Here is a 22,308-nt window from a genome sequence, read left to right as displayed (position 1 = left end):
TGCTGCGACTGGAAAATGCGTTTACGACAGCTGCGCCCGCCACTCGTCCGGAATCGGCGCCGACTTGCCGCTGGCCACGTCCATCCAGACGATTTTTGCGTCGCCTGTGGCGTAGAGTGTTTCATTGTCTTGCAGGCGAATCTCGTAATGCGTCTGCACGCTGCTGCGCCCGGGATGACCACAGAACATGCGTACTTCGAGCATTCCGGGGTAGTTCAGCGGTACCAGGAAGGTGCACGCGGCGTTGATGATCACCGGCGCCGTGCCCCGCGGCAGCACCTTGAAGCCCAGCGTTTCGAGATACTCGACGCGGCACTGCTCCATGTAGCGGAAATAGACGGTGTTGTTGACGTGTCCGTAGGCGTCCATGTCGCCCCAGCGAATGGACATCAGGCTGGTCTGGACGAGCTTGCGTTGGCTTGTTGGCATTGCGTTTCCTGTGGTCGGTCGAACCCCGGCGGCTGATGATCGGGCGCACCGGCGATCGACGATCGCCGGCGCGTGCGCAAGGCGGTCAGCCAGCCGGCCGGCTGGCTCGCTGAAGCTGCTCAGAACATGTCTTCCGGCAACGCCATCACGCCGACGGCGCCGTCGGTGATGCTGCTCGCCAGGCCGCCGGCACGCGACAGGAGGTGGTCGGCGTAGAAACGCGCGGTGACCACCTTCGCCGCGTAGAAGGGATCGGCGTCGCCGCCGTCTATCCTGCGCTGGGCGATCAGGGCGGCGCGTGCCATCTGCCAACCACCGGCGACGATGCCGAGCAAGGTCAGGAACGGGACGGAACCGGCAGAGGCGGCGCGAACGTCATCACGATAGGTGGCGACGATCCAGTCGCCGGCTTCGGCCAGCGCGTCGATACCCGCCGCCAGGCGCTTGCGGATGGCGACAAGATGACTGCCTGCCTCGCCGGCGAGTTCGGCCAGCTCGGCGTCAAGAGCACGCATGGTGGCAATCAGCGCCTGTAGCGTGGCCCCCCCCTCGCGCCCGATCTTGCGCCCGATCACGTCGTTGGCCTGAATGGCGGTGGTGCCTTCGTAGATCGTCGAGATCTGCGCGTCGCGCAGGTGCTGCGCGGCGCCGGTTTCCTCGACGTAACCCATGCCGCCATGGACCTGGATGCCCATCGAGGCCATGGTCACCCCGCTCTCGGTGCTCCAGCCCTTGACCACCCCGATCATCAGGTCGACGAAAGCCTGGTTGCGCTTGCGCTCGTTGGCGTCGGGATGGTGGACGGCGGCGTCGTGTGCCGCGGCGACGACGTAGGCCAGGGCCCGTGTCGCTTCGGCGTGCGCGCGCATGGTCATCAACATGCGGCGCACATCCGGATGGACGATGATCGGCACCTTCGGGCCGCCGCGTACGCCGACATCGGTGCACTGGATACGGTCGCGGGCGTAGTCGCGCGCGCGCTGATACGAGCGCTCGCAAGCGGCAACGCCTTCCAGGCCGACGCCGAAGCGCGCGGCGTTCATCATGATGAACATGTACTCGAGACCGCGATTCTCCTCGCCGACCAGGTAGCCGACGGCGCCACTATGGTCGCCGAAAGCCATGATCGCCGTCGGGCTGGCGTGAATGCCGAGCTTGTGTTCGATCGATACGCAATAGGCGTCGTTGCGTTCGCCGAGGCTGCCGTCGTCGTTGACCATGAACTTCGGCACGACGAAGAGCGAAATGCCCTTGACGCCTTCGGGCGCAGTCGGCGTCCGTGCCAGCACCAGATGGACGATGTTCTCGGCCATGTCGTGGTCGCCGTAGGTGATGAAGATCTTCTGCCCGAAGACCTTGTAGCTGCCGTCGGCCTGCGGCTCGGCGCGGGTGCGCACGGCGGCCAGGTCGGAGCCGGCGTTGGGCTCGGTGAGATTCATCGTCCCGGTCCACTCGCCGCTGACCATCTTCTCCAGATAGTCCTTCTTCAGCTTCTCGGAGCCGGTGAGCACCAGCGCCTCGATGGCCCCGTTGGTGAGCAGCGGGCAAAGGGAAAACGAGTGATTGGCCGACTTCCACATCTCGGCGACCGCCGCCGCCACCACCTTGGGCAGGCCCTGGCCACCCCACTCCGGCTCGCAAGCCAGCGCCGTCCAGCCGCTGTCGGCAAAGAGCTTGTACGCCTGCTTGAAACCGGCCGGCATGGTCACCGCCTTGTTGTGCCACCTGGCCCCTTCCAGGTCACCCGGGATATTGAGTGGTGACAGCACTTCCTCGGCAAACCGGGCAGCCTCCTCGAGAACGGCGTCGACGAGATCAGGCGTTGCTTCTTCGCAGCCCGGCAGCTGGGCCACCTGGTCGAGCCCGGCGAGCTCCTTGAGCACGAACTGCATATCGCGGATGGGGGCAATGTATTCACTCATTTCATTCTCCTTTGACTTGCGAGGACAACGATCATCAGCGTCATGACCGTCTTGGGGGGTGCTATTCAAGCGGGCAGGGGCTTGCGCGCACTGCCCTGATCTCAATCAAAAAAAACCGTTCTCTTCGCCCACCGGCAGGCCGCCGCTTGGCCGCACTTCGACTCACTCGCGCGTCCCCCACGGCGCCATGCTCGCCGACGCTGCGGCCTCCCTGGCCGTCCGCGACGGCGTGGCCCGCTTCCCGCCGTGCTCGCTTGCCGCCTGGCGCGACGAAGCGCGTCTTTGCCGGGCGGCACGCCGACGGCGGAAGAACCACCCGCTGGCCAACAAGCCGAGTACAGCCAGGGCAGCGTACAAGGCCCAAGCCTCGACGCCCACTGCCGCTTCCGCTGGCCGCTGGCCAGCCGTCGCCGGCGCTGCGGTGGGCGGCGCAGACTTCGCCGCGGGACGCGTTGCCGGCGAAGCACCCGCTTCAGCGGCGAGGCGGGCCTCCACCCTCTTCAGCTCGGCAAGATCCGCCTCCAGCCAGACCAGCTTTTCGGTCAGCGCCTGTGGCGCGTGATCCCGGTCGCCGAGCATCTGCAGCGTCCTCCGTTGCAGTCGCAGCAGGTCGCGACCGAGCTCGCTGGTCGAAGCACGTCCCGCCGGCAGGGACAATTCCCTGCTCAGGCGCAAAGTCAGGCCTGCGTCAGCCGGCGCCTTTCGCCCCAGCGCCGGGCTCTGTTCCGGCACTTCACTGCCATCGGCACCGGCAGCCAGCAGGATCAGTGCCGCCACCGCTGCGGCGTTCAGGCCGCGGCAGTCCCAGGGGCAGCGCTTTCTGCCGGCGCTCAGCATGGCGCAGCCGTAGCGTATGCGGTGCGATCGGAAAGGCGTGTCAGACGGCAATTCATTTTCGTCCGAGGAACTGCGCATCGTCGAAATCGGCGAGAAGTTCCGGTCTGAAAACGGCAAACAGCGTGGCCATCATTCCCGACAGCCAGGCCTCGGAAAAACCGAGCAGCAGAAAATACGGCAGATACTCGCCAGCCAGGTAATCGGCCGAGTAAGTCCCGCTGAGCACCAGCAGCGCGCACGCGCTCAGACCGACCGCGATCAGCGCCAGCGCCGAGGCAAAGAAGCCCTTGCAGAAGATGTAGACAAAAATATGGCGCGGCAGCAGCCGATCGACGAGACGATGCAGCACATGACTCACCGCGACACCGACGCCAGCCATCAGGAGGGCGTTGACGGCAAACGACTGCCAGCCGGCAAAACCGTTCAGCCCGACCCCGACCAGCACCAGGCAGAGACCGATGAAGGCCAGCGCCCAGCCGAAGCACAGGGTGAACACCGTTGCTCCGAGCAGGTGCAGCGAGAGACCAGGCCTGACCCCGGCCTGCAGGTGCCAGAGGACGATAAGGGCAACGATCGTCGCCAGGAAGGCGTTCAGGCGTGCGCTGTCGGCCAGAACCCGCCATGGCGCCCGCCGCACGGCAACCAGCGCGACCCCGACGAAAAGGAGCCAGGAGAGCAGAATCCAGCCTCCGCCCAGCAGGCCGTCCGGCAGGTTCACGCTGCCCGCCGCCCGCCTTTGCTCAGCCGAGTTCGGCGAGCAACGCCGGCAGGACCTCGAAGAGGTCGCCGACCAGACCGTAATCGGCGACCTGGAAGATCGGCGCCTCGGCGTCCTTGTTGATGGCCACGATCACCTTGCTGTCCTTCATCCCGGCCAGATGCTGAATCGCACCCGAGATGCCGACGGCGATATAGAGCTGTGGCGCGACGATCTTGCCGGTCTGGCCGACCTGGTAGTCGTTGGGAACGTAGCCGGCATCGACCGCCGCGCGCGACGCCCCCAGCGCAGCGCCCAGCCTGTCGGCCAGCGGCTCGAGCAGCCGATGGAAATTGTCGCCGTTGCCCATGCCACGGCCGCCCGAGACGATGATCTTGGCGGCGGTGAGTTCGGGCCGCTCGGACTTGGTCAACTCGCGATTGACCAACTTGCTCTTTCCGAGATCGGCAGCAGCCGCCAGGTTTTCCACGGCCGCGCTGCCCCCCTCGCCCGCTGCTTCAAAGGCGGTCGCACGCACGGTGATCACCTTGATGGCGTCGCTCGACTGCACGGTAGCCAGGACGTTGCCGGCGTAGATCGGGCGGACGAAGGTATCCGGCGTTTCGACGGCGACAATCTCGGAGATTTGCGCCACGTCGAGCAACGCGGCAACGCGGGGCATGAAGTTCTTGCCGACCGTCGTTGCGGCAGCGACGATGTGACCATAGGCCGCCGCGTTGGCGACCACCAGTGCGGCAAGATTCTCGGGCGACTGGTCGGCGAACTGCGCAGCGTCGGCAAGCAGGACCTTGCCCACACCGGCGATCTTTGCCGCTGCGTCGGCCGCCGGCGCGCAGGCGCTGCCGGCCACCAGCAGATGCACCTCAGCACCGATCTTGCTCGCCGCGGTTACCGCGTTGAGCGTCGCCGGCTTGATCGAGGAATTGTCGTGTTCAGCAATGACGAGTATGGCCATGATCAGATCACCTTCGCTTCAGTCTTGAGTTTCATCACCAGGTCAGCGGCGTCAGCCACCTTGATGCCCGCGCTGCGCTTCGGCGGTTCGGCGACCTTGAGGGTTTTCAGACGCGGCGTGACGTCGACGCCCAGCGCTTCCGGATTGGTCGTTTCGAGCGGCTTGCGCTTGGCCTTCATGATGTTCGGCAGCGTCGCGTAGCGCGGCTCGTTCAGGCGCAGGTCGGAGGTCAACACCGCCGGCAGGGCGACTTCGATGGTTTCCAGACCGCCGTCGATTTCGCGGGTGACCGTCGCCTGCTCACCGGCAACGACGATCTTGGAGGCGAACGTCGCCTGCGGCCAGTTCATCATGCCGGCCAGCATCTGTCCGGTCTGGTTGGCGTCGTCGTCGATCGCCTGCTTGCCGCAGAGAACGATCTGCGGCTGCTCCTTCTCGCACAGCGCCTTGAGCAGCTTGGCGACGGCGAGCGGCTGCAGCTCGACATCGGTCTGGATCAGGATGCCGCGGTCGGCGCCAATGGCCATCGCCGTACGCAGGGTTTCCTGGCAGTTGGTCACGCCGGCCGAAACGGCGACCACTTCGCTGGCGATCCCGGCTTCCTTGAGACGCACGGCCTCTTCAATGGCAATCTCGTCGAAGGGGTTCATCGACATCTTGACGTTGGCCAGATCAACGTTGCTGCCGTCGGCCTTGACGCGCACTTTGACGTTGTAATCCACCACTCGTTTGACTGGAACGAGAATCTTCAAAACCTTCTCCTTTATCACTTCAAGGTAATCGACAGCAAACGCAGCCGAGGGACCAGCCCGCGGATGACAGTGCCGACCGTTGACCGGACAACAGGCCATACTCTGTCGTATGGATGGCGTACGGTACCGTATGGCAAAACGGCTGTCAATAGCGGCGGCGACGCCAGAGCAACGCTAGCCAGCAATATTGCCTCACTTGAGCCATTCAGAAAAGCCCCGCCCTGCAGTATGGTCACGGCGGGTCGATCGCGCCGTCAGCGTTTGACATTGCCGAACGCTGACCGGACAATACGCCATACCTTGTCGTATGGATGACGTGCGCCAGGCTGTGCCGGACCGCGGCCAGCGGCCCGGGCAGGGGAAGTTGACCCGTCGCGCTGGCGCGCCGCGCGAGACCAGAGAAGGAAGCAGACAGCGATGAAAGCCGACAAGAGCAGCGCCCGCGTCACCCTCGACCGCAACGAATGGATCGAAGCGGCCATTGACGTTCTCGCCGAACAGGGCGTGCAGGGTATGCGCATCGAAGTCCTGGCCAAGAACTTCGGGGTCACCAAAGGCAGTTTCTACTGGCACTTCAAGGACCGCCAGGATCTGGTCGACGGTGTCCTCCAAACCTGGCGCGACGGGCGCATCCGCGACATCGACAAGCAGACCGGAGCCAGCCCCGGCCGCGAACGCGAACAGCTGCTGCACCTGATCGACGTCTATGGCGCGACGCGCAACCGCAAGGGAATCTCGATCGAGCTGGCGGTTCGCGAATGGGCCCGACGCGACGCCCAGGCGGCCGCCATCGTCGAGGAAGTCGACAGCTGGCGACTGCAATGCACCCGCCAGTTGTTTGTCCGCCGCGGCGTCTCCGACGAAGAGGCAAAGAGCCGCAGCCTGCTGCTCTACGCCTACGTCTTCGGGCAGAGCCTGATGGCCTGCGAGCGCTACGACCCGGCGATCGGCGAGCTCAAGCGCTGGATCGCCGAACTGATCGTCAAGGAGTAGGCAGGCGCAGCAGCAAGCACTGCCAGGACCTTCGGCGTTCTTGCGCAGCTTGGGGTCGTCTCTGAGAATGAAGAACAAAGCACGCCAGCAAGGCTCAGTGCTTCTGGCCGTCCTCAGAGTCGCCCTGCAGGAGTGTTTCAGAGTTGGCGGCAGGGGGGCCTGTCAGCGACCCTCTCGGGTGTGCCACAGCCGCAGCACGTAGATGGTGGTTTCCGTAAGTTCATAGCGCATCTCGTAATGCCCCACGAGAATCCGGCGCACCTCGCGCGGCTCGAACTCATCAATCCGTTCGCCGATGCGTGGGTTGGCCAGCAAGGCAGACGGCGCGGCCGCTAGCGCCTGTACGGTGCGCGCAGCCGCCGGCTGGTTTACCGGGGCCATGAAGTCGTGTAGACGAGCCAGGTCGGAGAGCGCCTTGCTGGTCCATTTCAGGTCCATCAGCGCGGCACCGGCGATGGCGTGTCGGAGCTGAGGCTATCCGCCCATGCCTGCACGGCTTGGTGGTCGATGACCCGGCCGGCATCCACATCGGCCAGTGCCTCGCGGGTCAGTCGACTGCGCTCTTCCTCCTGGTCGATCCAGGCCGACAGCGCTTGTTTGATGATCCAGCCGCGCGACCTTTCAAGCCGAGCGGCCATCTGATCGACCTTCTCGGCCAAGGGGATGGGAACGTGTGCGGTCAGCACTTTGGTTTCGGTCTGTGCCATTGCGAAATCTCCTTCGTTTGCCGGACAGCTCGATCTACTTGTGATTGAAATGTAATCATAGTTATTTACAACAAATCACTCAAGCAAGGTATCACCTTGGGCCATACCCTCACTGGTCGTCAAAGCCAGCGCCTGAAATGCGTCAGGATAGAGCTGCTGCAGACCGCTACCGTGGTCGCCCAGTCCGGGCAACCGTTTCCCAGCCACCGTCATTGCGAGAAGGCGTAGCCGACGCGGCAATCCAGTTCCATTGTCTGACTGCTGGTGCGCTCGATCAGCGAAGCGAAAAACCAAACCTCTGGATCGCCACGTCGGCTACGCCTCTTCGCAATGACGTGCAGCTTGTTGTGGCGCGGCGGTGCCAAGATCGGCGGAGGCACGTTCAGGCCCCTACGGCCTATGCAAACGGATTAACGTGTTTTATTGTCCGTCTTCTGAAGCGACTCCGGCGTGACTCCGCCGCCCTGATCGACGAGGGATTACCCGATGAAACCGACCGCCCGCCAACAATACATTCTCGCACTCGACCAGGGGACAACCAGTTCCCGCGCCATCGTCTTCGCCCGCGATGGCGGCATCGTCGCCGCCGCGCAGCAGGAATTCACCCAGCACTACCCGCAAGCGGGCTGGGTCGAACACGACGCCAGGGAGATCTGGCAGACGCAGCTCGCCGTCGCCCAGGCGGTACTGCGCGACAACGCCATCGGCGCCAGCCAGATTGCCGCCATCGGCATCACCAACCAGCGCGAGACGACGCTGCTCTGGGACCGTCTCAGCGGCGAACCGCTGCAGCGGGCGATCGTCTGGCAGGATCGGCGCACGGCAGGAACCTGCGACGCCCTCCTGCGCGCCGGCCATGCCGAACTGTTTCGGCAACGAACCGGACTGGTCATCGACGCCTACTTCTCGGGCACCAAGTTGAAATGGCTGCTCGACCACACCCCTGGCGCGCGTCAGCGCGCCGAACGCGGCGAGCTGGCTTTCGGCACCATCGACAGCTGGCTGTCCTGGCAGCTGTCGGGCGGTCGAGTCCATGTCACCGACGCGTCGAACGCCTCGCGCACCCTCCTCTTCGATATCCGGCGACAGTGCTGGGACGAGCAACTGCTGGCCCTGCTCGACATTCCGCCCGCCGTGCTTCCCCAGGTCGTCGACAGTAGTGGCGTCATCACGCAGATAGACAGCGCACTGCTCGGCGCGCCGATTGCGCTCGCCGGCATCGCCGGCGACCAGCAGGCGGCGACCTTCGGCCAGGCGTGCCTGGCCCCCGGGATGGCCAAGAACACCTACGGAACAGGCTGTTTCGTGTTGCTGAACACCGGCCAGCAGGCGATGGACTCGGGCCAGCGCATGCTGGCGACGATCGGCTGGCGGCAACTCGGGCAGACCACCTACCTGCTCGAAGGCAGCATCTTCATGGCCGGCGCCACCGTGCAGTGGTTGCGCGATGGCCTCGGGCTGATTTCAAGCTCCGACGAAATCGAGGCCCTGGCCGCTTCGGTTCCCGACAGCGGCGGCGTCTACCTGGTCCCCGCCCATGCCGGCCTCGGCGCGCCGTACTGGGACCCTTATGCCCGCGCCGCCCTGCTCGGCATGACCCGCGGCAGCACGCGCGCACATGTCGCCCGCGCGGCGCTCGAGGCGATCGCCTTCCAGAGCGCCGACGTGCTGCAGGCCATGGAGACGGACGCCGGCAATCGCCTGCGCGAATTGCGCGTCGACGGCGGCGCTGCACGCAACAATCTCCTGCTCCAGTTCCAGGCCGACCTGCTCGGAGTACCGGTCGTCCGTCCGCAGATCACCGAGACCACGGCGCTGGGCGCCGCTTACCTGGCAGGGCTGGCGGTGGATTTCTGGCACGACGAAGACGAGCTGACTTCGCTCTGGCGTGCCGAACGCTGCTTTGAACCGGGCATGTCCGACGACCAGCGCGCGACGCTGCTCCATGGCTGGCGCCGGGCGGTCGGACGCTGTCGTCACTGGGTCGAGGCGGACTGAGAGCGCTGCAGCGCGGCCAGCCCTTCGCCGCCGTCGGGGGCTGCACAGGGACTCGCCATTGGCGACGGCGTCGCCGCCCGCCAGCTGCTGTCCAGATCGTCGCAGGCCAGCGCCACGAGGTCGCCGTCGAGAACCCCTTTGGCGACGAAATCGCCCAGCAAGCGCGAAATCTCGGCGGCTGGTTGGGCGCCGCGGTAAGGACGCTCCTGCGCGAGCGCCTGAAAGACATCGGCGACGGCCACGATACGCGCCTCGATCGACAATTGGTCAGCGCCGCGGCGGAACGGATAACCCTGACCGTTAAGCGCCTCGTGATGAAAAGCCGCCCACTCGGCGACCTCTTCGAGGCCGGGAATGTGGCGCAGGATCTGGTAGGTTTCGAAGCTGTGCCGCTCCATCACCGAAAACTCCAGCGGCGTCAGCTGGGCGGGCTTTTCGACGATCTCGTCGGGAACGCAGAGCTTGCCGACGTCGTGCATCAGCCCGGCCACCTCGACCTCGGCCAGGGAATCGCCCGCCAGGCCGACGCGCTCGCCGAGATAGCGGGCAAGCTGGGCAACGCCCAGCGAATGCGCCGCCGTAAAGTGGCTCTTGGCGTCAACAATGCTCGAAATCAGGCGCGCCACGTGACCAAACTGGGGGAAGTCGATGGTCAGCCGCCAGTCGCTCAGCGGCACATCGAGCAGATAACGCTGCACATGACGCGGCACCAGTGCGATCCAGAACGCCTCGCGGCCAGCCGCGGCGAGAAACGCCTCGACCACCGCCGGCGACAGTTCGCGGCCGGCGAGCGCGGCAATTTCCTCGCTGATCCCCGCACGCCTGAAGAGCGGATTGTCCAGCCCGCGGCTGAGGACCATCGCGTCGACCCGATCGGCGAGCAGGATCAGATTGGCGTCCAGCGCGTCGGCCTCGTCGAGGTCGCCGGGCAGATCGACCCAGCGCGTATGGTGGTAGCGGATGGCTGGCGCCAGCTGCGCCAGATGCGCAAACGGCTGCAACAGGCGATAGCCGGTTTCGCAGTGCGCATGCCGGTGGTCCCAGTCGGCTTCACGCAGCAGGCGCCGGTGTTCGGCGGTCGACGAGACGCCGATATCGTGCAGCAGGCAGGCACAGACCAGCCGGTCCAGGCGTCGTTCCGGAAGGCCGAGCAGCAGCGCCGTCTCGCGAGCGATCATCGCCACCCGTTTCCCGTGCTGGAAGTCGTTGACGCCGACCAGATCGAGGGCGTCGGAGAGCGCCAGAATCGCGCTTCTTAGGTCGATTCTCAGAGTCATCTCTTGTCGAGCTGCCTTCCTGATAAGACTTCCGGCGACGCCTCCTCGCAACGACGTGCGGGCTGCTGCGGCGCCGCGTTTCCAGCGCGATTTTCAGCAAACCGGACAGCCGCTTGAAACCACGTCGTCGGTGGAATTCTTCGGTTCCCTGCGACGTGCAACACTACACCACCTGCGACCGCCACCGCCAGCGTCTTGCCGCGACCAGGGCGCCCGGCAATGCTAAGCTTGCGGGCAGATTTGCAACCGCTGGCCCAGGAGAGTCCATGAACGCTTCAGCATTCCCGTCGGGGGGCGAACCCTCACGCATCGAGATCGACGCCCTCGAAGAACCCACGATCATCGAGTTCGGCGCCGCGTGGTGCGGCTACTGCCGTGCCGCCCAGCCCCTGATCGCCCAGGTCCTGGCCGGTCATCCACAGCTCGGCCACATCAGGATCGAAGACGGCCCCGGCCTTCCCCTGGGACGTTCGTTCCGCGTCAAGCTCTGGCCTACTCTTGTCTTCCTGCACCGTGGCAGGGAAGTCGCGCGTCTCGTCCGGCCTGCCGACGTCGGCGAGATCGAACACGCGCTCGCCCGGTTTTCCGAGACTGCGTGAAGGATTGCCGCACGCGCCCTTGTGCGGAGCAGCCCTGTCGAGTTCCCTGATCTAGAGTGGTCCGGAGCGGACGCGGCGACGCCTCGCGAGAGCGGCCAGGCCGATGGCAAGCAAGCCCAGGGTGCTGCCTTCGGCGACCGTCGCGACTGCCGGCGTGCCGACTCGCACGTCCGCAAAACAGACCGGGCTGCTCGTCACTTCGCCAAACTCAAGCGTATTGCTGGTGCCGTCGACGATGCGTCCGACGCTGACCTGGCGGAAACAGACATCGAAGCGCGAGTTCTCGCCGAATTCGATCGTGTTGCTGGTCCCGTCGACGACGGCGTTACCGACGTCGATGATCGCGGTTTCGCCCGAAAAACATCTCCTGCCAGGCTCGTTCTCGCCGATGAAGATCGTGTTCGACGTGCCGTCCTGGATGTTGCCGATCGGCTGATAGGCGAGCGACTGCCCGACCTGCAGGCTCAGGAACATCGAAGGTCCAAAGATGATCGTGTTGCTGCTGCCGTCGACAATCGAGCCGAGCGGCGCATCCCTGCCGATGACGCCGTCCAGGCAGGTGGCGACGCGCGTCTGTTCGCCAAAGCGGATGGTGTTGGAAGTACCATCCGTGACGAAGGTGGCGGTACCACTGCCGAACCCAGTCAAGTAGGTAGTGCCCGACGGAATAACGTCCGCGTGAACCACCGGCAGCGCTAGAACCAGCAGACCGCAGGCCAGCATGAGCCGGCGACTTGCCCGATCGACGATGGATTTCAAGGTGCTTCTCCTGCGAGTTCGAAATGAAGAAATGACTCCAGACTGGAGAGATTCGGCCCATCAAATCCGGGCCAGGTCTTGCGGAAAGGACGCGGCTTTGACCCTCGCAGCGGTGGCCACTTGTCAATCGCAAGGCGCATTCGCATGGACGGCGCCTTCTTCCGTCTGGCGAGCAATAAGCAAAACTTGGGCCATGTCGCTGGCGGAGTCAAAGTATTCAATTGAAACAGAAGCATGACGCGCGTCACGTTGACGCGCGCCGGACCGAGTTCAGCGCCGTGTAAGATATTCCGACACCACGATACCGAAGGGATGATCGCGTTGGTTTGGACCGCACACCCGGCTTGCCCAGTGGCGCCCTGCAGCTTACGGTCGGCTGACCGATTTCTCGTGCGCTGCTGATTTTGCGGGATTTTTCTCCAGAACGGATGGCGCCCGCTGGGCTCGTACGCCACGAACTGAGCGCAGGCGGGTGCTTGCTGCGGCGACGCTGTCGCTGCCTTGGAACACACCAATTCGTGACCGACGCCTCTCCCCAGTCCTTCGACGAAGAAGTTGTCGCCACAGCAGCCACCGATTGCGCTATAAGGGGTTGCCGATTGTCGACGACAATGGCGAGGAATCGCCGGCCAGAAGGAGAACTCCGTGAGCTACACCGCCTTCGCTTCGCTGATCAGCCTTGTCCTGTTCTTCGGCATGGTCGCGCTGCTCGAAATTGGTCGACGGATTGGCGTTCGCCGCCGCTCCATCGATCCGGACGGCGCACAAGCCGGTACCGGCGCGGTCGATGGCGCGGTGTTCGCCCTCCTCGGCTTGCTCATCGCCTTCACTTTCTCGGGCGCGGCGACGCGCTTTGACGAGCGTCGGAACCTGGTCGTCCAGGAGGCCAACGACATTGGCACCGCCTACCTGCGGCTCGACCTTCTGCCTCCCGGCGCGCAACCGGCGTTGCGCGCTCTCTTCCGGCGCTACGTCGGTTCCCGGTTGGAGGCCTATCGGAAACTGCCCGACATCGCAGCGGCCAAGGCCGAACTGGCGCATTCAATCAAGCTGCAGGGAGAAATCTGGAACCAGGCGCTTGCCGCCAGCCAGATGAACGACGCGCCACCCGCCGCCACGATGCTGCTATTGCCGGCGCTGAACCAGATATGATCGACATCACCACCACCCGTACCACGGCGACGGCGATGCACCCCCCCGTGGTCATCTTCGTGCTGCTCTACGGACTGGCGCTGATTGCCGCACTGCTCGCCGGCTACGGCATGTCCGCCGCCAAGGCGCGCAGCTGGCTCCACATGATCGGCTTTGCCGCGAGCATGGCCCTGGCGGTGCACGTCGTCATCGACATCGAGTACCCACGCCTGGGACTCATCCGCGTCGACACCTTCGACCAGGTGCTGGTCGACGTGCTCGAAAGCATGAAGTAATTCCGGCGCAGTAACGGCGATTGCCGTTGGCTGAGCGGATCGCCGCACGGCTGATCCTGGCGAACTGGACGTGGCTGACCCGCGTCTCGCGCGGTATGGGTAATCATTGCGACCTTGAATATCCACAAGTAGCCGGAACAGACCGAGCAGCCCGACCTTGCGCGCCATCAGGTTGCCGAGCAGTTCGACCAGATGCTTGAGCGAGCGGCCCATACGATCGAGTTTCCAGATCACCAGCACGTCGCCGGCTCGTAGCTGATCCAACAATTTGTCGAGCGCCGGGCGTACGGTCTTCGCGCCACTCGCCACCTCCTGGTAGATGCGTTTGCACGCGGCGTGCTTGAGTGAATCCGCCTGCAAGTCCAGGTGCTGGTCGCGCGTGCTCACCCGCGCATAGCCAATTATCATGGGAATGTTCCGTTTAACTCCTTGTGTTGCCTACTATTTCACTTTGATAAAACGTACCGCTAGTTCGGACCGCTTATCCGTCCATTCCTGGCGTGCCATGGAAGATCCATTAAAGCGCTGAAAAACGATCGTTTTACTGCACCGACTTGCATGGCCTATCGACAAGCGTACAAACATCTATACACACAAACACCGGAGAGCATCATGAATTCAGTCCGCTGGAACATCGCCGTGTCGCCGGACACGGATCAGTCCGTGCGTATGTTCATCGCGGCACAAGGCGGTGGCCGCAAGGGAGACCTGTCGCGCTTCATCGAGGAAGCCGTGCGTGCCTACCTCCTGGAGAGGGCCGTCGAACAAGCCAAGACAGCGACCGGCAAGATGAGCGAAGCTGAGTTGGCCGACCTCGTCGATGAGGCGGTGCAATGGGCGCGTGAGCACTGATGCGCGTCATCCTGGACACCAATGTCCTACTCGGTGCACTGATTTCGCCGCACGGCCCGCCTGACACGATCTATCGCGCCTGGCGCGCGGCCAGGTTCGATCTGGTGACATCGACGGCGCAGCTTGACGAACTGCGACGCGTAAGCCGTTACCCAAAACTCAAGACCATACTGCCTGCCCACCGCATCGGCACAATGGTGAACAACATGCAGCGCGCGGTCGTGCTGGGAGTCCTGCCACCTCTCCCGGAGGGTGTCGATGTGAGCGATCCGAATGACGCGTTCCTGCTCGCGATGGCTTTGACCGGCGATCGCCGCGCCGGGCTGCTGCAACTGGGCAACCTTGGTCGCGCGCGCATCGTCACCCCCACCGTCTTCTGCGCCGAAACACTTTGATGCAATGCCGGTCAGCTTCCTGTCCGCCACACAACGGGAACGCTACGGCCGGTATCCAGCAACCCCCTCCGCCGAGCAACTGGCGCGCTACTTCTACCTGGACGACGATGACCGGGCGGGGATCGCCCGCAAGCGGCGCGACAGGAGTCGCCTGGGTTACGCGCTTCAACTGGCGACGGCGCGCTTTCTGGGTACCTTCCAGGGGTTGTAAGCCGGAACCGCCGAAAATTCCGTCATCCCGGGGTTTGAGGTGCAGTGGAACGGAAAACCGAGTTAGGTGTTTGTCATCGTCAGACCAGCCATGGCTACAGCAGCCGCACGCTTCCGCTACTTCTTCCCCAAGGTATCCGTGGTCCCAGTTCCGGGCAAGCGCGCCGCCTATTCGTCGTCTGCGGGATTGCGCAAAGGTCGCAATTCGCCTTTGGTCACAGCTTCCGGAACCGAGAACGAATAGCGCCCCAGCATGTTGATGTGTTCGTACAGCAGCGGAGACAGGCGCACCACGTCTTCGTCTGCCACCGGGTAGCCCTCCGAGCGCAGTTGCTTCACGGTTGCCGCGATGTAGATGGTGTTCCACAACACGATCATGTTCAGCACCAAGCCGAGCGCGCCCAACTGGTCTTCCTGTCCTTCGCGTAACGTTGGTGCAGCTCGCCGCGCTTGCCATGGAACACGGCTCGAGCAACGCTGTGTCGGCCCTCGCCTCTGTTGAGCTGCGTCAACGTAGCGCGCCGCTTGGCTTCGTCATCGATGTAGGTCAGCGTGTGGATGGCCTTGTCGATCCGGCCGAATTCAGCGATAGCCAGTGCCAGCCTTGCTGGCCGGTCGCCAACCTGGAGTGTGCGCATGATTCCGGCGGCCGGCACGCGACCGAGTTTGAGTGAACCGGCCAGGCGCAACGTGTCGTCCCAATACGGTACGATCTTCTGCAGACTGAGATGGTGGGCCGAAACGGTGTTGAGCAGGCCGTAGTCAGCCTGCGGGTCGATTCGCCAGAAGCGTGTGCCGCCGACATCCGCCAATCGCGGGCTGAAGCGATAGCCAAGCAGCCAGAAAAGACCGAACACCACGTCGCTATAAGCGCCGGTGTCGGTCATGATCTGCGTCGGCTGAAGGTCGGTCTGTTGTTCGAGCACCACGGCCAGGAGGATCAGGCTGTCACGCAAGGTACCGGGCACGGTGATGTCGTTCAAGCCTGAGAACTGGTCAGAGATCAGCTTGTACCAGGTGACACCGCGACCAACCCCGAAATATTTGGGATTGGGGCCGGCATGCACCGTGCGCACCGGCACCACGAAACGTATGCCGTCGGCCGATGCGACCTCGCCGCCACCCCAAAAGGTTGCCAGAACCAGACACGATTGCGCATTGACCAGCATCGCGTTGGCCGCTGTCAGCGTGTCATCGCCGACATAACTCTGGTCTACCCAGGATAAGCGCTCGCGCTTGAGTGCCGGGACGTCGCCGCGAATCAACGGCTCCGGTCCGGTATTGCACGCTTCGGCCATAAGTACCGCGCACAGGCTGATCGGGAGATCGGCGGCGCGGGCCGTTCGCTCCGAGATATGGGTGAAGGCGTCGGTGAAACCCGTCCGTGCGGCAATTTCCAGAATCAGTTCGGGCAGGTCGACACGAGGCAGCAACCCGGCGACCTTTTCGCGCAACGCGACCAACGAGGCTGGCTCATCCAGCTTGTCGAAGGGACTGAGCACCAGGTCGTGCTTGTCGCCAGTCGTTTCGAATCGCACCGCCGGGTTGTCGGGCAACCGGTCGACCACCGCACGATAGGTGCGATCCAGCTCGCTAGCCAAGGCGGTCAGCGTCGGCTCGGGATCGGCCGATAGTCCCAAGGTCCGGCAGATGATCGGCCGGGTGGCTTCCCACTCGGCGCCATCGAGTAGGCCGGTGCGCGGATCGGCATAACGCCAGCTTGGCGCCACAAACACGTCACGTCGGCGCAGGGCCGTGTGCAATTCATCCAGCACGCAAAAGATATAGGCGTGGAAATCGACGCTGTCATCACCTCGCAGAACATGCCGCTGCCAGGATTTGCCGACTACTTCGCGCGGTGCATCGTTGCCTGGCCTCTTCCGCCTCATGTTGGCCCGCAGCCAATCGAAGGCAGCGACGACCGGCTCGCCGGCGGCGTTCGCGCCGAAGCGAATGTTCTCGACCAGAGCCGGCAGAAAGCAACGCACCGTTCGATACTTGGCATCCAACTCCCGGTAGTACACGTTGTCGGCGGGTCGGATCAGGGATTGGACGCCTTCCAGCGCCTGCGTGAGCGTGGTGCGTGGAATCTTCTCCAACAATCTGGTGCGCAGCTCGCCATCTGGCAAACCGGTATCCAGCAGTATCTGGCAGGCGCCGGCCAGGGTCGCGGCCGCTTGATCCAGATCCCTCAGCGAGCGCAGGCGCGCTTTCCTGTCGGCCTTGATGGCGTCGCCGAATAATTCGCGCAGGATCGTCTCCAGCACTTTCAGTACGTCATGCTGCGCGCTAGCTTCCAGGCAATGCGCGAAGGCGACCAGCGTCGCCAAGCGGCGCGGATGCGGCAAGCGCAGGATGGCACCGACCTTGGCAGTGCCCGCATACCGCGCCAAGGCCGCCACACGGGTGGCCGGGATGCGAGCCGCGGCTGGCAGCCTGATGCCCAGTTCGCGTACCGAGCTCAGCCGCACCAGGGCCAAGACCAGTGATCGGCTGTTGACCATCACCGGTCCGGCGCGCAGGCGATCCAGTGGTGAGGTTCGGCTGCCGGTTGGGACGAGCAGCAGGTTTTCCAGCTTTTTCTGCTGTTCGCCGCTGATACCGCGGCCGAGAGAGCGCCACAGCCGCTCCTCGACCCGACTGGGCAGGCGGGCGATATAGCGTTCGAGGGTGCTGCAGCCGGGCAGCAACACCTTGTGCGTCACCAGCCAGGTGACGGCTCGCTCGAACAGGACACTTGGGCGATCGGTGCCGGTCCAGCACAGCGCGTATAGCCAGCGGGTCAGGCGAAAGCCGACCTGGCGCTCGGTGATCTCGACATAGCCATAGGAGCGGCGGATTTCCGTCCTGTGCTGCCAACGCTGCTCGCCCGCACGATAAGCCAACACACGGCTGCCCACCTCGATGCGCAATTGCCTGGCCAGCGACTGCAGCACCGGCACCGGCACAGCCAGATGGTCTTCAAGGAACGTGCCGAGATAACGCACCGTACCGAGCTGAACGGCGAAACCGAGCCGGTTGTGCTTGCCGCGCTTCTGCGCGATCAGCGCGTGGTCGGGATCGTCGAGATGGAAGTAACGGGCGAGGTCGTGGGGTGACGGTGCCCCTGTGTAGTGACCATAGTTCTCGCACTGTTTGTTGGACAGAAAGCTGACCGGCATGCGTGCTTCCGTAGAACGGCGGCTACACCCTTACGGCTTGCCTTGGTGCATGGCCCAAATTCGTTTGACCTGGCTTTCGCTACACCCGGCCAGCTTGGCGGTTTTCTGGATCGTATGGCCCGCCTGGCGCAGGGCAACAATGCGCTGGTGTGTGGTGGCATCCGGCTTCCGACCGGTGTATTTGCCGGACGCCTTGGCCAGTTGCACACCTTGGCGCTGCCGCTCGCGGCGTGTCTCGTAGTCGTCGCGAGCCATTTGCAGGGCCAGCCTGAGCAGAAGTTCCTGCACCGACTCCAGCACGATCTTGGCGACGCCGTCGGCGTCAGCCGCCAAGTCGGAGAGATCGACCAAACCCGGTACGGCCAGCCGCGCCCCTTTGGCCCGGATCGAGCCAACCAGTTGCTCGGCCTCGGCCAATGGGAGTCGGCTGATGCGGTCGATCTTCTCGGCGACCACCACTTCGCCCGGTTGCAGATCGGCGATCATCCGCAGTAGTTCAGGCCGGTCGGCGCGGGCACCGGATGCTTTCTCACGGTAGACACCGGCGACGTAGTAATCGGCCGCCCGGGTACTGTGCTCGATCTCGGCTTGGCGGGTGAGGTCCTGTTCATCGGTGCTGACGCGGAGATAGATGCGGGCGACTTTCATGGAGCCTGGCCAAGATGGGTATACGGAACTTGGCCAACTATAGATGATATGGCCAATAAAGCGAAACACGATGTAAATTGTCCACTAACCATTTGGCTATTCAAGTTGGCCAGATTCGCCCCGGAGTTGCGCCGGTCATTGACCGTGTTGCACTAAGTGATACAATGAGCCATGAGAGTTTTCAAGACACGGGTATTTGATCGTTGGGCTGGGAAAGCTGGCGTCACCAACACCGCCTTGTTTAAGGCCATCGCCGATATGGAACGTGGGCTGATCGATGCGGATCTGGGGAGCAACCTGTTCAAGCAGAGAGTAGGGCTCCCTGGGCGAGGCAAAAGCGGTAGCACACGCACTCTGCTGGCCACCCGGTTCGCTGGCACGCTGTACTTTCTTTTTGGGTTTGAGAAGAAGGACCGCGACAACATTACCCAGCGCGAGCTGGGGATTTACCAGAGCCTCGCGAGCAATTTAGTCATGCTCAGTAACGAGCAGATTGAAGCTGCGTTGAAAGCTAACGAATTGATGGAGGTGCAACATGAGCCGAATGATTAACGAAGCACTGGAAACGATGCGTGGTTTGCATGACGTTGGCGCTGTGAACAAGCAAACATTGCGTGACTTTGAAACGCAATGCCTGCCACCTCCGGCCTACACGGCGGAAATGATCCGGCGCTTGCGAGAGAACCTGCACATCAGCCAGGCTGTATTCGCCGCCTACCTCAACGCCAGCATTTCTACCGTTCAGAAGTGGGAAAACGGCGATAAGAAGCCCAGTGGTGCTGCGGCACGATTGCTTTCTGTGATTGAGCGCAAGGGGCTGGAAGTGCTGGTCTGAACAAGTTTCTTGCTGTAGCGATAGACACAACAACCGATCAACCGATGGAACAGGCATTTGTCATTTTATTGCGGTGGGCAGCTGACGGCCAATTGCGGCCGGTCGCCTATCCCCCCTATGCACAGTTTGAAACTATGTGCAGTTGGTGCGACGAGAATCACTGAGGCGCCGTAGCGGCAGTGGATTTGGCGACGCGGGGTGATGTAGGTCTCGACATAGTTTTCGCTGCAAGGTGCAGTGATGGTCCCACACAAGGAGACCATCATGGCAAACGAACGAACATCTCGACCCGACCGAATCGACTGGCTCGCCAAGGGGCCGTTGGCGCCCTACGTTGATGCCTACAAGCAGTACCTGACTGACCGCGGCTACGCTGCCTCCACGTTCAAAAACTGCCTACGCGGCATTGCCCATTTCGCGCAATGGATGCACCGTCGGCGTCGATGCTTGCGACGCATCGACGAATCCGTTGTTTACGAATTCCTTGATAGCCATCTTCCGCGATGCCGCTGCACCGGCCCAACCCATCGTGATCGTCGCAACCTGAGCGCCGCACTCGGCCATCTTCTGATGGTCCTTCGTGCTCCCGGTATCGTTGCGCCGCCAAAGGCAAAGACGACGCCGGTGGATGAGCGGAGCGTGTCAATGACTTTGAGACACCGATGCACATTAATTTAGTGAGCAATGATCGTCTATTTTCGTCGGCGCGTTCTCCTGCTTGGGTGGGTTGATCCAGGCGGCGATGGGCAGCTTGGGAGGTTGCGGGCAGTGGCCCTTGAAACGCCGCGTGCTTCGATCTCGAACGGTTCATCCATCGGGGGCCTCGGGTGCTAAAGAATCGTGTTTATCAGCCGCCGCAGTGGCCCCGGTCGAAACGCTAACGACTCGTGGCAGATAAACGTTGTTGGAATGAATCGTCACAATGACGGTCACCATGCCGACTGTAGGGCCGGCCGGCCGGAAGTAAATCGCTTGGCATGAGGCCGGCAGCAGATCGATGGTCGCCGACCGGCAACGGTGCCGCCAGAACGCCGACCAGCCGAGAGGCGCCACCACGGACCCACCCGGCCGCACACTCACATGCCTCCACCGCGCCGTCGCCCTTCCCTTGCACAAACCCCCTGCCCCGCACCGACAGACCCACCCCCAGGTCGGTATAGGCCCGGAAGCCCGCCCAGAACGCAAAAAGCCCAGCCTTGTGGGCTGAGCTAAGCGCTTGTACTACTAGGAATTTTCTGTGGCTCCCCGACCTGGGCTCGAACCAGGGACCTACGGATTAACAGTTCGCAAAAAATAGTGTTTTTCCACGTTGAACCGAATGCGCGAATACTGATAAATACACATTGTTTCAACACTTTGCCGAAATTAGACGTTGCACGACGTTGAAGCGCATGCCTATAATCTGCTTACTGTGTGCTTACCAGAATCAACTGGCAGGCTGAAAACGGGGGCAGACATGAGCGACAACAAGGTGAACTTCACGGCTGGCAGAGTCGCGGCTTTCTGCTGCGAGGAAGGCAAGCAGGCCGAGTTTCTGTGGGACACCAGCGCAAGCGGGCTTGGCCTGAAGGCATCTGCCGGAGGCTCGAAACGCTACGTTCTGCAAAGCCGTCTTGAGTCTGGTGCCACCATACGGCTGACGATTGGCGACCCGAGGACGTGGACGCTATCCGCCGCCCGCGACGAAGCCCGCCGCCTGCAAACGCTGATTGACCAGGGCATTGACCCGCGCCAAGAGAAGCTCGACCGGATAGCCGCCGCCGAGGCCAAGCGCGCCGAGGACGAAGTCAAACGAGTTGAGGCCCAGCGTATCGAGGCGCCGGCCCTCGAAGCCTGGCAAAGCTACATTGACGCGAAGCGACCGAGGGCCGGCGTCGGTGGCAAGCGGTGGGGCGAACGCACATTGCTTGACCATCAGCGACTTGTCGATCCTGGCGGGAAACCCAAGACCCGAGGCCGCCGGCCTGGCGAGGGCGACACGACGATGCCCGGCGCGCTGCTCGCCCTGCTGAATCGCCCCCTGGAACGGATAACCGCCGACTGCGTGCGAGCCTGGCTGAAAGACGAGGCCGCCAAACGGCCAACACAAGCAGCGCTTGCTTTCCGTCTGCTGCGCGCCTTCCTGAACTGGTGCAGCGATCGCCCCGAGTACCGCGATCAGGCGCACGTCGACGCCTGTGGCAGTCGTATGGCTAAAAACGAGCTGCCAAAGAAGATTGCCAAGGATGATTGCTTGCAGCGCGAGCAGTTGTCGGCGTGGTTCGCTGCCGTTCGCCAGATACAAAACCCCGTCATTGCTGCCTATCTGCAAACGACGCTGCTAGCTGGCGCGCGTCGGGAAGAAGTAGCGGGCATCCGGTGGGAAGATGTCGACTTCCAGTGGAAATCCCTGACCATCGGTGACAAGGTCGACGGCAAGCGCACCATACCCTTGACGCCCTTTGTCGCCTCGCTGCTGACCGCCTTGCCCCGCCGCAATGAGTGGGTATTCAGTAGCCCCACCGCCGCGTCTGGTAGGCTTCAGGAGCCGCGCATTCAGCACAACAAGGCCCTGACCGCCGCCGGTCTGCCGGACCTTACTATTCACGGCCTGCGCCGTTCGTTCGCCACCCTGTCGGAATGGGTGGAGTGCCCCGCCGGCATAAGCGCGCAAATCATGGGTCATAAGCCGACCGCCATTGCAGAGAAGCATTACCTGAAGCGCCCGCTCGACCTGCTGCGCAAGTGGCACACGACCATAGAGGCCTGGATTCTCACCGAAGCGGGTATCGAGCAGCCCGGCGAATCCGACGTGGGATTGCGTGTCGTGCGGAACAGCTTGTAAAGCGGCGATA

At 63.3% G+C, this 22,308-nt stretch carries 22 protein-coding genes and 3 pseudogenes; 12 read left to right on the top strand and 13 right to left on the bottom strand.

Annotated features, from left to right (window positions below; translation table 11 throughout):
- Positions 1–21: 21 nt before the first annotated feature.
- The 6 genes from QZ613_RS06195 to QZ613_RS06170 all read right to left on the bottom strand — a co-directional run bounded on the left by QZ613_RS06195 (position 22) and on the right by QZ613_RS06170 (position 5,613).
- Positions 22–429 (bottom strand): thioesterase family protein, encoded by a 408-nt coding sequence (locus tag QZ613_RS06195; protein WP_043564328.1) that lies wholly within the window; start codon positions 427–429, stop codon positions 22–24.
- A 119-nt stretch (positions 430–548) separates the two neighbouring features.
- Positions 549–2,351 (bottom strand): acyl-CoA dehydrogenase C-terminal domain-containing protein, encoded by a 1,803-nt coding sequence (locus tag QZ613_RS06190; RefSeq protein WP_291864577.1) that lies wholly within the window; start codon positions 2,349–2,351, stop codon positions 549–551.
- Between the two features lie 162 nt (positions 2,352–2,513).
- The gene (locus QZ613_RS06185; RefSeq protein WP_291864581.1) at positions 2,514–3,239 is read right to left on the bottom strand and encodes a hypothetical protein; all 726 of its coding nucleotides are present in this window, start codon (positions 3,237–3,239) and stop codon (positions 2,514–2,516) included.
- Position 3,240: 1 nt separating this feature from the next.
- A complete protein-coding gene (locus QZ613_RS06180) occupies positions 3,241–3,906 on the bottom strand; it encodes an energy-coupling factor ABC transporter permease (protein ID WP_291864584.1) in 666 nt (221 codons plus the stop codon).
- Between the two features lie 22 nt (positions 3,907–3,928).
- On the bottom strand, positions 3,929–4,861 hold the full coding sequence (locus QZ613_RS06175) for an FAD-binding protein (protein WP_043564322.1): 933 nt from the start codon (positions 4,859–4,861) through the stop codon (positions 3,929–3,931).
- Between the two features lie 2 nt (positions 4,862–4,863).
- Positions 4,864–5,613 (bottom strand): electron transfer flavoprotein subunit beta/FixA family protein, encoded by a 750-nt coding sequence (locus tag QZ613_RS06170; RefSeq protein WP_043564320.1) that lies wholly within the window; start codon positions 5,611–5,613, stop codon positions 4,864–4,866.
- Between the two features lie 417 nt (positions 5,614–6,030).
- Between QZ613_RS06170 and QZ613_RS06165 the strand changes: the two genes are divergently transcribed.
- Positions 6,031–6,606, top strand: a complete 576-nt coding sequence (locus QZ613_RS06165) for a TetR/AcrR family transcriptional regulator (protein ID WP_043564318.1) — start codon at positions 6,031–6,033, stop codon at positions 6,604–6,606.
- A gap of 162 nt (positions 6,607–6,768) precedes the next feature.
- Here the strand turns inward: QZ613_RS06165 and QZ613_RS06160 are convergent, their stop codons facing one another.
- Both QZ613_RS06160 and QZ613_RS06155 read right to left on the bottom strand, forming a co-directional pair.
- On the bottom strand, positions 6,769–7,044 hold the full coding sequence (locus QZ613_RS06160; protein WP_043564315.1) for a type II toxin-antitoxin system RelE/ParE family toxin: 276 nt from the start codon (positions 7,042–7,044) through the stop codon (positions 6,769–6,771).
- Positions 7,044–7,313, bottom strand: a complete 270-nt coding sequence (locus QZ613_RS06155; protein WP_043564313.1) for a ribbon-helix-helix domain-containing protein — start codon at positions 7,311–7,313, stop codon at positions 7,044–7,046. The genes QZ613_RS06160 and QZ613_RS06155 overlap by 1 nt, the downstream gene beginning before the upstream one ends.
- Before the next feature lie 486 nt (positions 7,314–7,799).
- On the opposite strand from QZ613_RS06155, the gene glpK reads away from it, so the two are divergent.
- On the top strand, positions 7,800–9,311 hold the full coding sequence (gene glpK / locus QZ613_RS06150) for a glycerol kinase GlpK (protein WP_291864591.1): 1,512 nt from the start codon (positions 7,800–7,802) through the stop codon (positions 9,309–9,311).
- Here the strand turns inward: glpK and QZ613_RS06145 are convergent.
- Positions 9,290–10,588 carry an HD domain-containing phosphohydrolase gene (locus QZ613_RS06145; RefSeq protein ID WP_291864594.1) on the bottom strand — a complete coding sequence of 433 codons (1,299 nt, stop codon included), beginning with the start codon at positions 10,586–10,588 and terminating at the stop codon, positions 9,290–9,292. The two genes, glpK and QZ613_RS06145, sit on opposite strands and share 22 nt — an antisense overlap.
- A gap of 266 nt (positions 10,589–10,854) precedes the next feature.
- Between QZ613_RS06145 and QZ613_RS06140 the strand changes: the two genes are divergently transcribed.
- Positions 10,855–11,187, top strand: a complete 333-nt coding sequence (locus tag QZ613_RS06140) for a thioredoxin family protein (protein ID WP_043564311.1) — start codon at positions 10,855–10,857, stop codon at positions 11,185–11,187.
- A 51-nt stretch (positions 11,188–11,238) separates the two neighbouring features.
- On the opposite strand, the gene QZ613_RS06135 is transcribed toward QZ613_RS06140, so the two are convergent.
- A complete protein-coding gene (locus tag QZ613_RS06135; protein ID WP_291864599.1) occupies positions 11,239–11,946 on the bottom strand; it encodes a hypothetical protein in 708 nt (235 codons plus the stop codon).
- A gap of 645 nt (positions 11,947–12,591) precedes the next feature.
- Here QZ613_RS06135 and QZ613_RS21100 point away from each other — a divergent pair.
- Together QZ613_RS21100 and QZ613_RS21095 are read left to right on the top strand one after the other, a co-directional pair.
- On the top strand, positions 12,592–13,098 hold the full coding sequence (locus tag QZ613_RS21100) for a hypothetical protein (protein WP_363319501.1): 507 nt from the start codon (positions 12,592–12,594) through the stop codon (positions 13,096–13,098).
- A complete protein-coding gene (locus QZ613_RS21095; RefSeq protein ID WP_363319502.1) occupies positions 13,095–13,373 on the top strand; it encodes a hypothetical protein in 279 nt (92 codons plus the stop codon). The genes QZ613_RS21100 and QZ613_RS21095 overlap by 4 nt, the downstream gene beginning before the upstream one ends.
- 144 nt (positions 13,374–13,517) lie before the next feature.
- Here QZ613_RS21095 and QZ613_RS06125 read toward each other — a convergent pair.
- A pseudogene (locus QZ613_RS06125) lies at positions 13,518–13,781 on the bottom strand (recombinase family protein); the annotation flags it as partial.
- Between the two features lie 204 nt (positions 13,782–13,985).
- Here QZ613_RS06125 and QZ613_RS06120 point away from each other — a divergent pair.
- The 3 genes and pseudogenes from QZ613_RS06120 to QZ613_RS06110 form a co-directional block, all read left to right on the top strand.
- A complete protein-coding gene (locus QZ613_RS06120; protein WP_043564303.1) occupies positions 13,986–14,225 on the top strand; it encodes a ribbon-helix-helix domain-containing protein in 240 nt (79 codons plus the stop codon).
- Positions 14,225–14,620: a putative toxin-antitoxin system toxin component, PIN family gene (locus QZ613_RS06115; RefSeq protein WP_043564301.1), complete on the top strand. Its 396-nt coding sequence runs from the start codon at positions 14,225–14,227 to the stop codon at positions 14,618–14,620. Before QZ613_RS06120 ends, QZ613_RS06115 begins: the two co-directional genes overlap by 1 nt.
- Before the next feature lie 4 nt (positions 14,621–14,624).
- A pseudogene (locus tag QZ613_RS06110) lies at positions 14,625–14,819 on the top strand (DUF4158 domain-containing protein); the annotation flags it as partial.
- A gap of 179 nt (positions 14,820–14,998) precedes the next feature.
- Here QZ613_RS06110 and QZ613_RS06105 read toward each other — a convergent pair.
- Positions 14,999–17,991: pseudogene (locus QZ613_RS06105) on the bottom strand (Tn3 family transposase).
- A 30-nt stretch (positions 17,992–18,021) separates the two neighbouring features.
- Positions 18,022–18,639, bottom strand: coding sequence for a recombinase family protein (locus tag QZ613_RS06100; protein WP_043564299.1), 618 nt, complete (start codon positions 18,637–18,639; stop codon positions 18,022–18,024).
- 171 nt (positions 18,640–18,810) lie between these two features.
- Here QZ613_RS06100 and QZ613_RS06095 point away from each other — a divergent pair, with 171 nt between their 5' ends.
- From QZ613_RS06095 to QZ613_RS06080, 4 genes are all read left to right on the top strand, one after another.
- Positions 18,811–19,191, top strand: coding sequence for a type II toxin-antitoxin system RelE/ParE family toxin (locus tag QZ613_RS06095; protein WP_043564298.1), 381 nt, complete (start codon positions 18,811–18,813; stop codon positions 19,189–19,191).
- Complete coding sequence (locus QZ613_RS06090; RefSeq protein WP_043564296.1) at positions 19,175–19,474, top strand: DNA-binding transcriptional regulator; 300 nt, start codon at positions 19,175–19,177, stop codon at positions 19,472–19,474. Before QZ613_RS06095 ends, QZ613_RS06090 begins: the two co-directional genes overlap by 17 nt.
- A gap of 264 nt (positions 19,475–19,738) precedes the next feature.
- Entirely contained in the window at positions 19,739–20,152 is a 414-nt protein-coding gene (locus QZ613_RS06085) for a hypothetical protein (RefSeq protein ID WP_291903916.1), read from the top strand.
- 778 nt (positions 20,153–20,930) lie between these two features.
- Positions 20,931–22,298 carry a site-specific integrase gene (locus tag QZ613_RS06080; protein ID WP_291981816.1) on the top strand — a complete coding sequence of 456 codons (1,368 nt, stop codon included), beginning with the start codon at positions 20,931–20,933 and terminating at the stop codon, positions 22,296–22,298.
- The last annotated feature ends 10 nt before the right edge of the window (positions 22,299–22,308 follow it).

The sequence above is a fragment of the Candidatus Accumulibacter sp. ACC005 genome, assembly GCF_907163215.1.
Classification (GTDB): domain Bacteria; phylum Pseudomonadota; class Gammaproteobacteria; order Burkholderiales; family Rhodocyclaceae; genus Accumulibacter; species Accumulibacter regalis.
The sequence above is the reverse complement of the archived record's forward strand: the minus strand, read 5'-3'. Positions and strand labels throughout refer to the sequence as shown.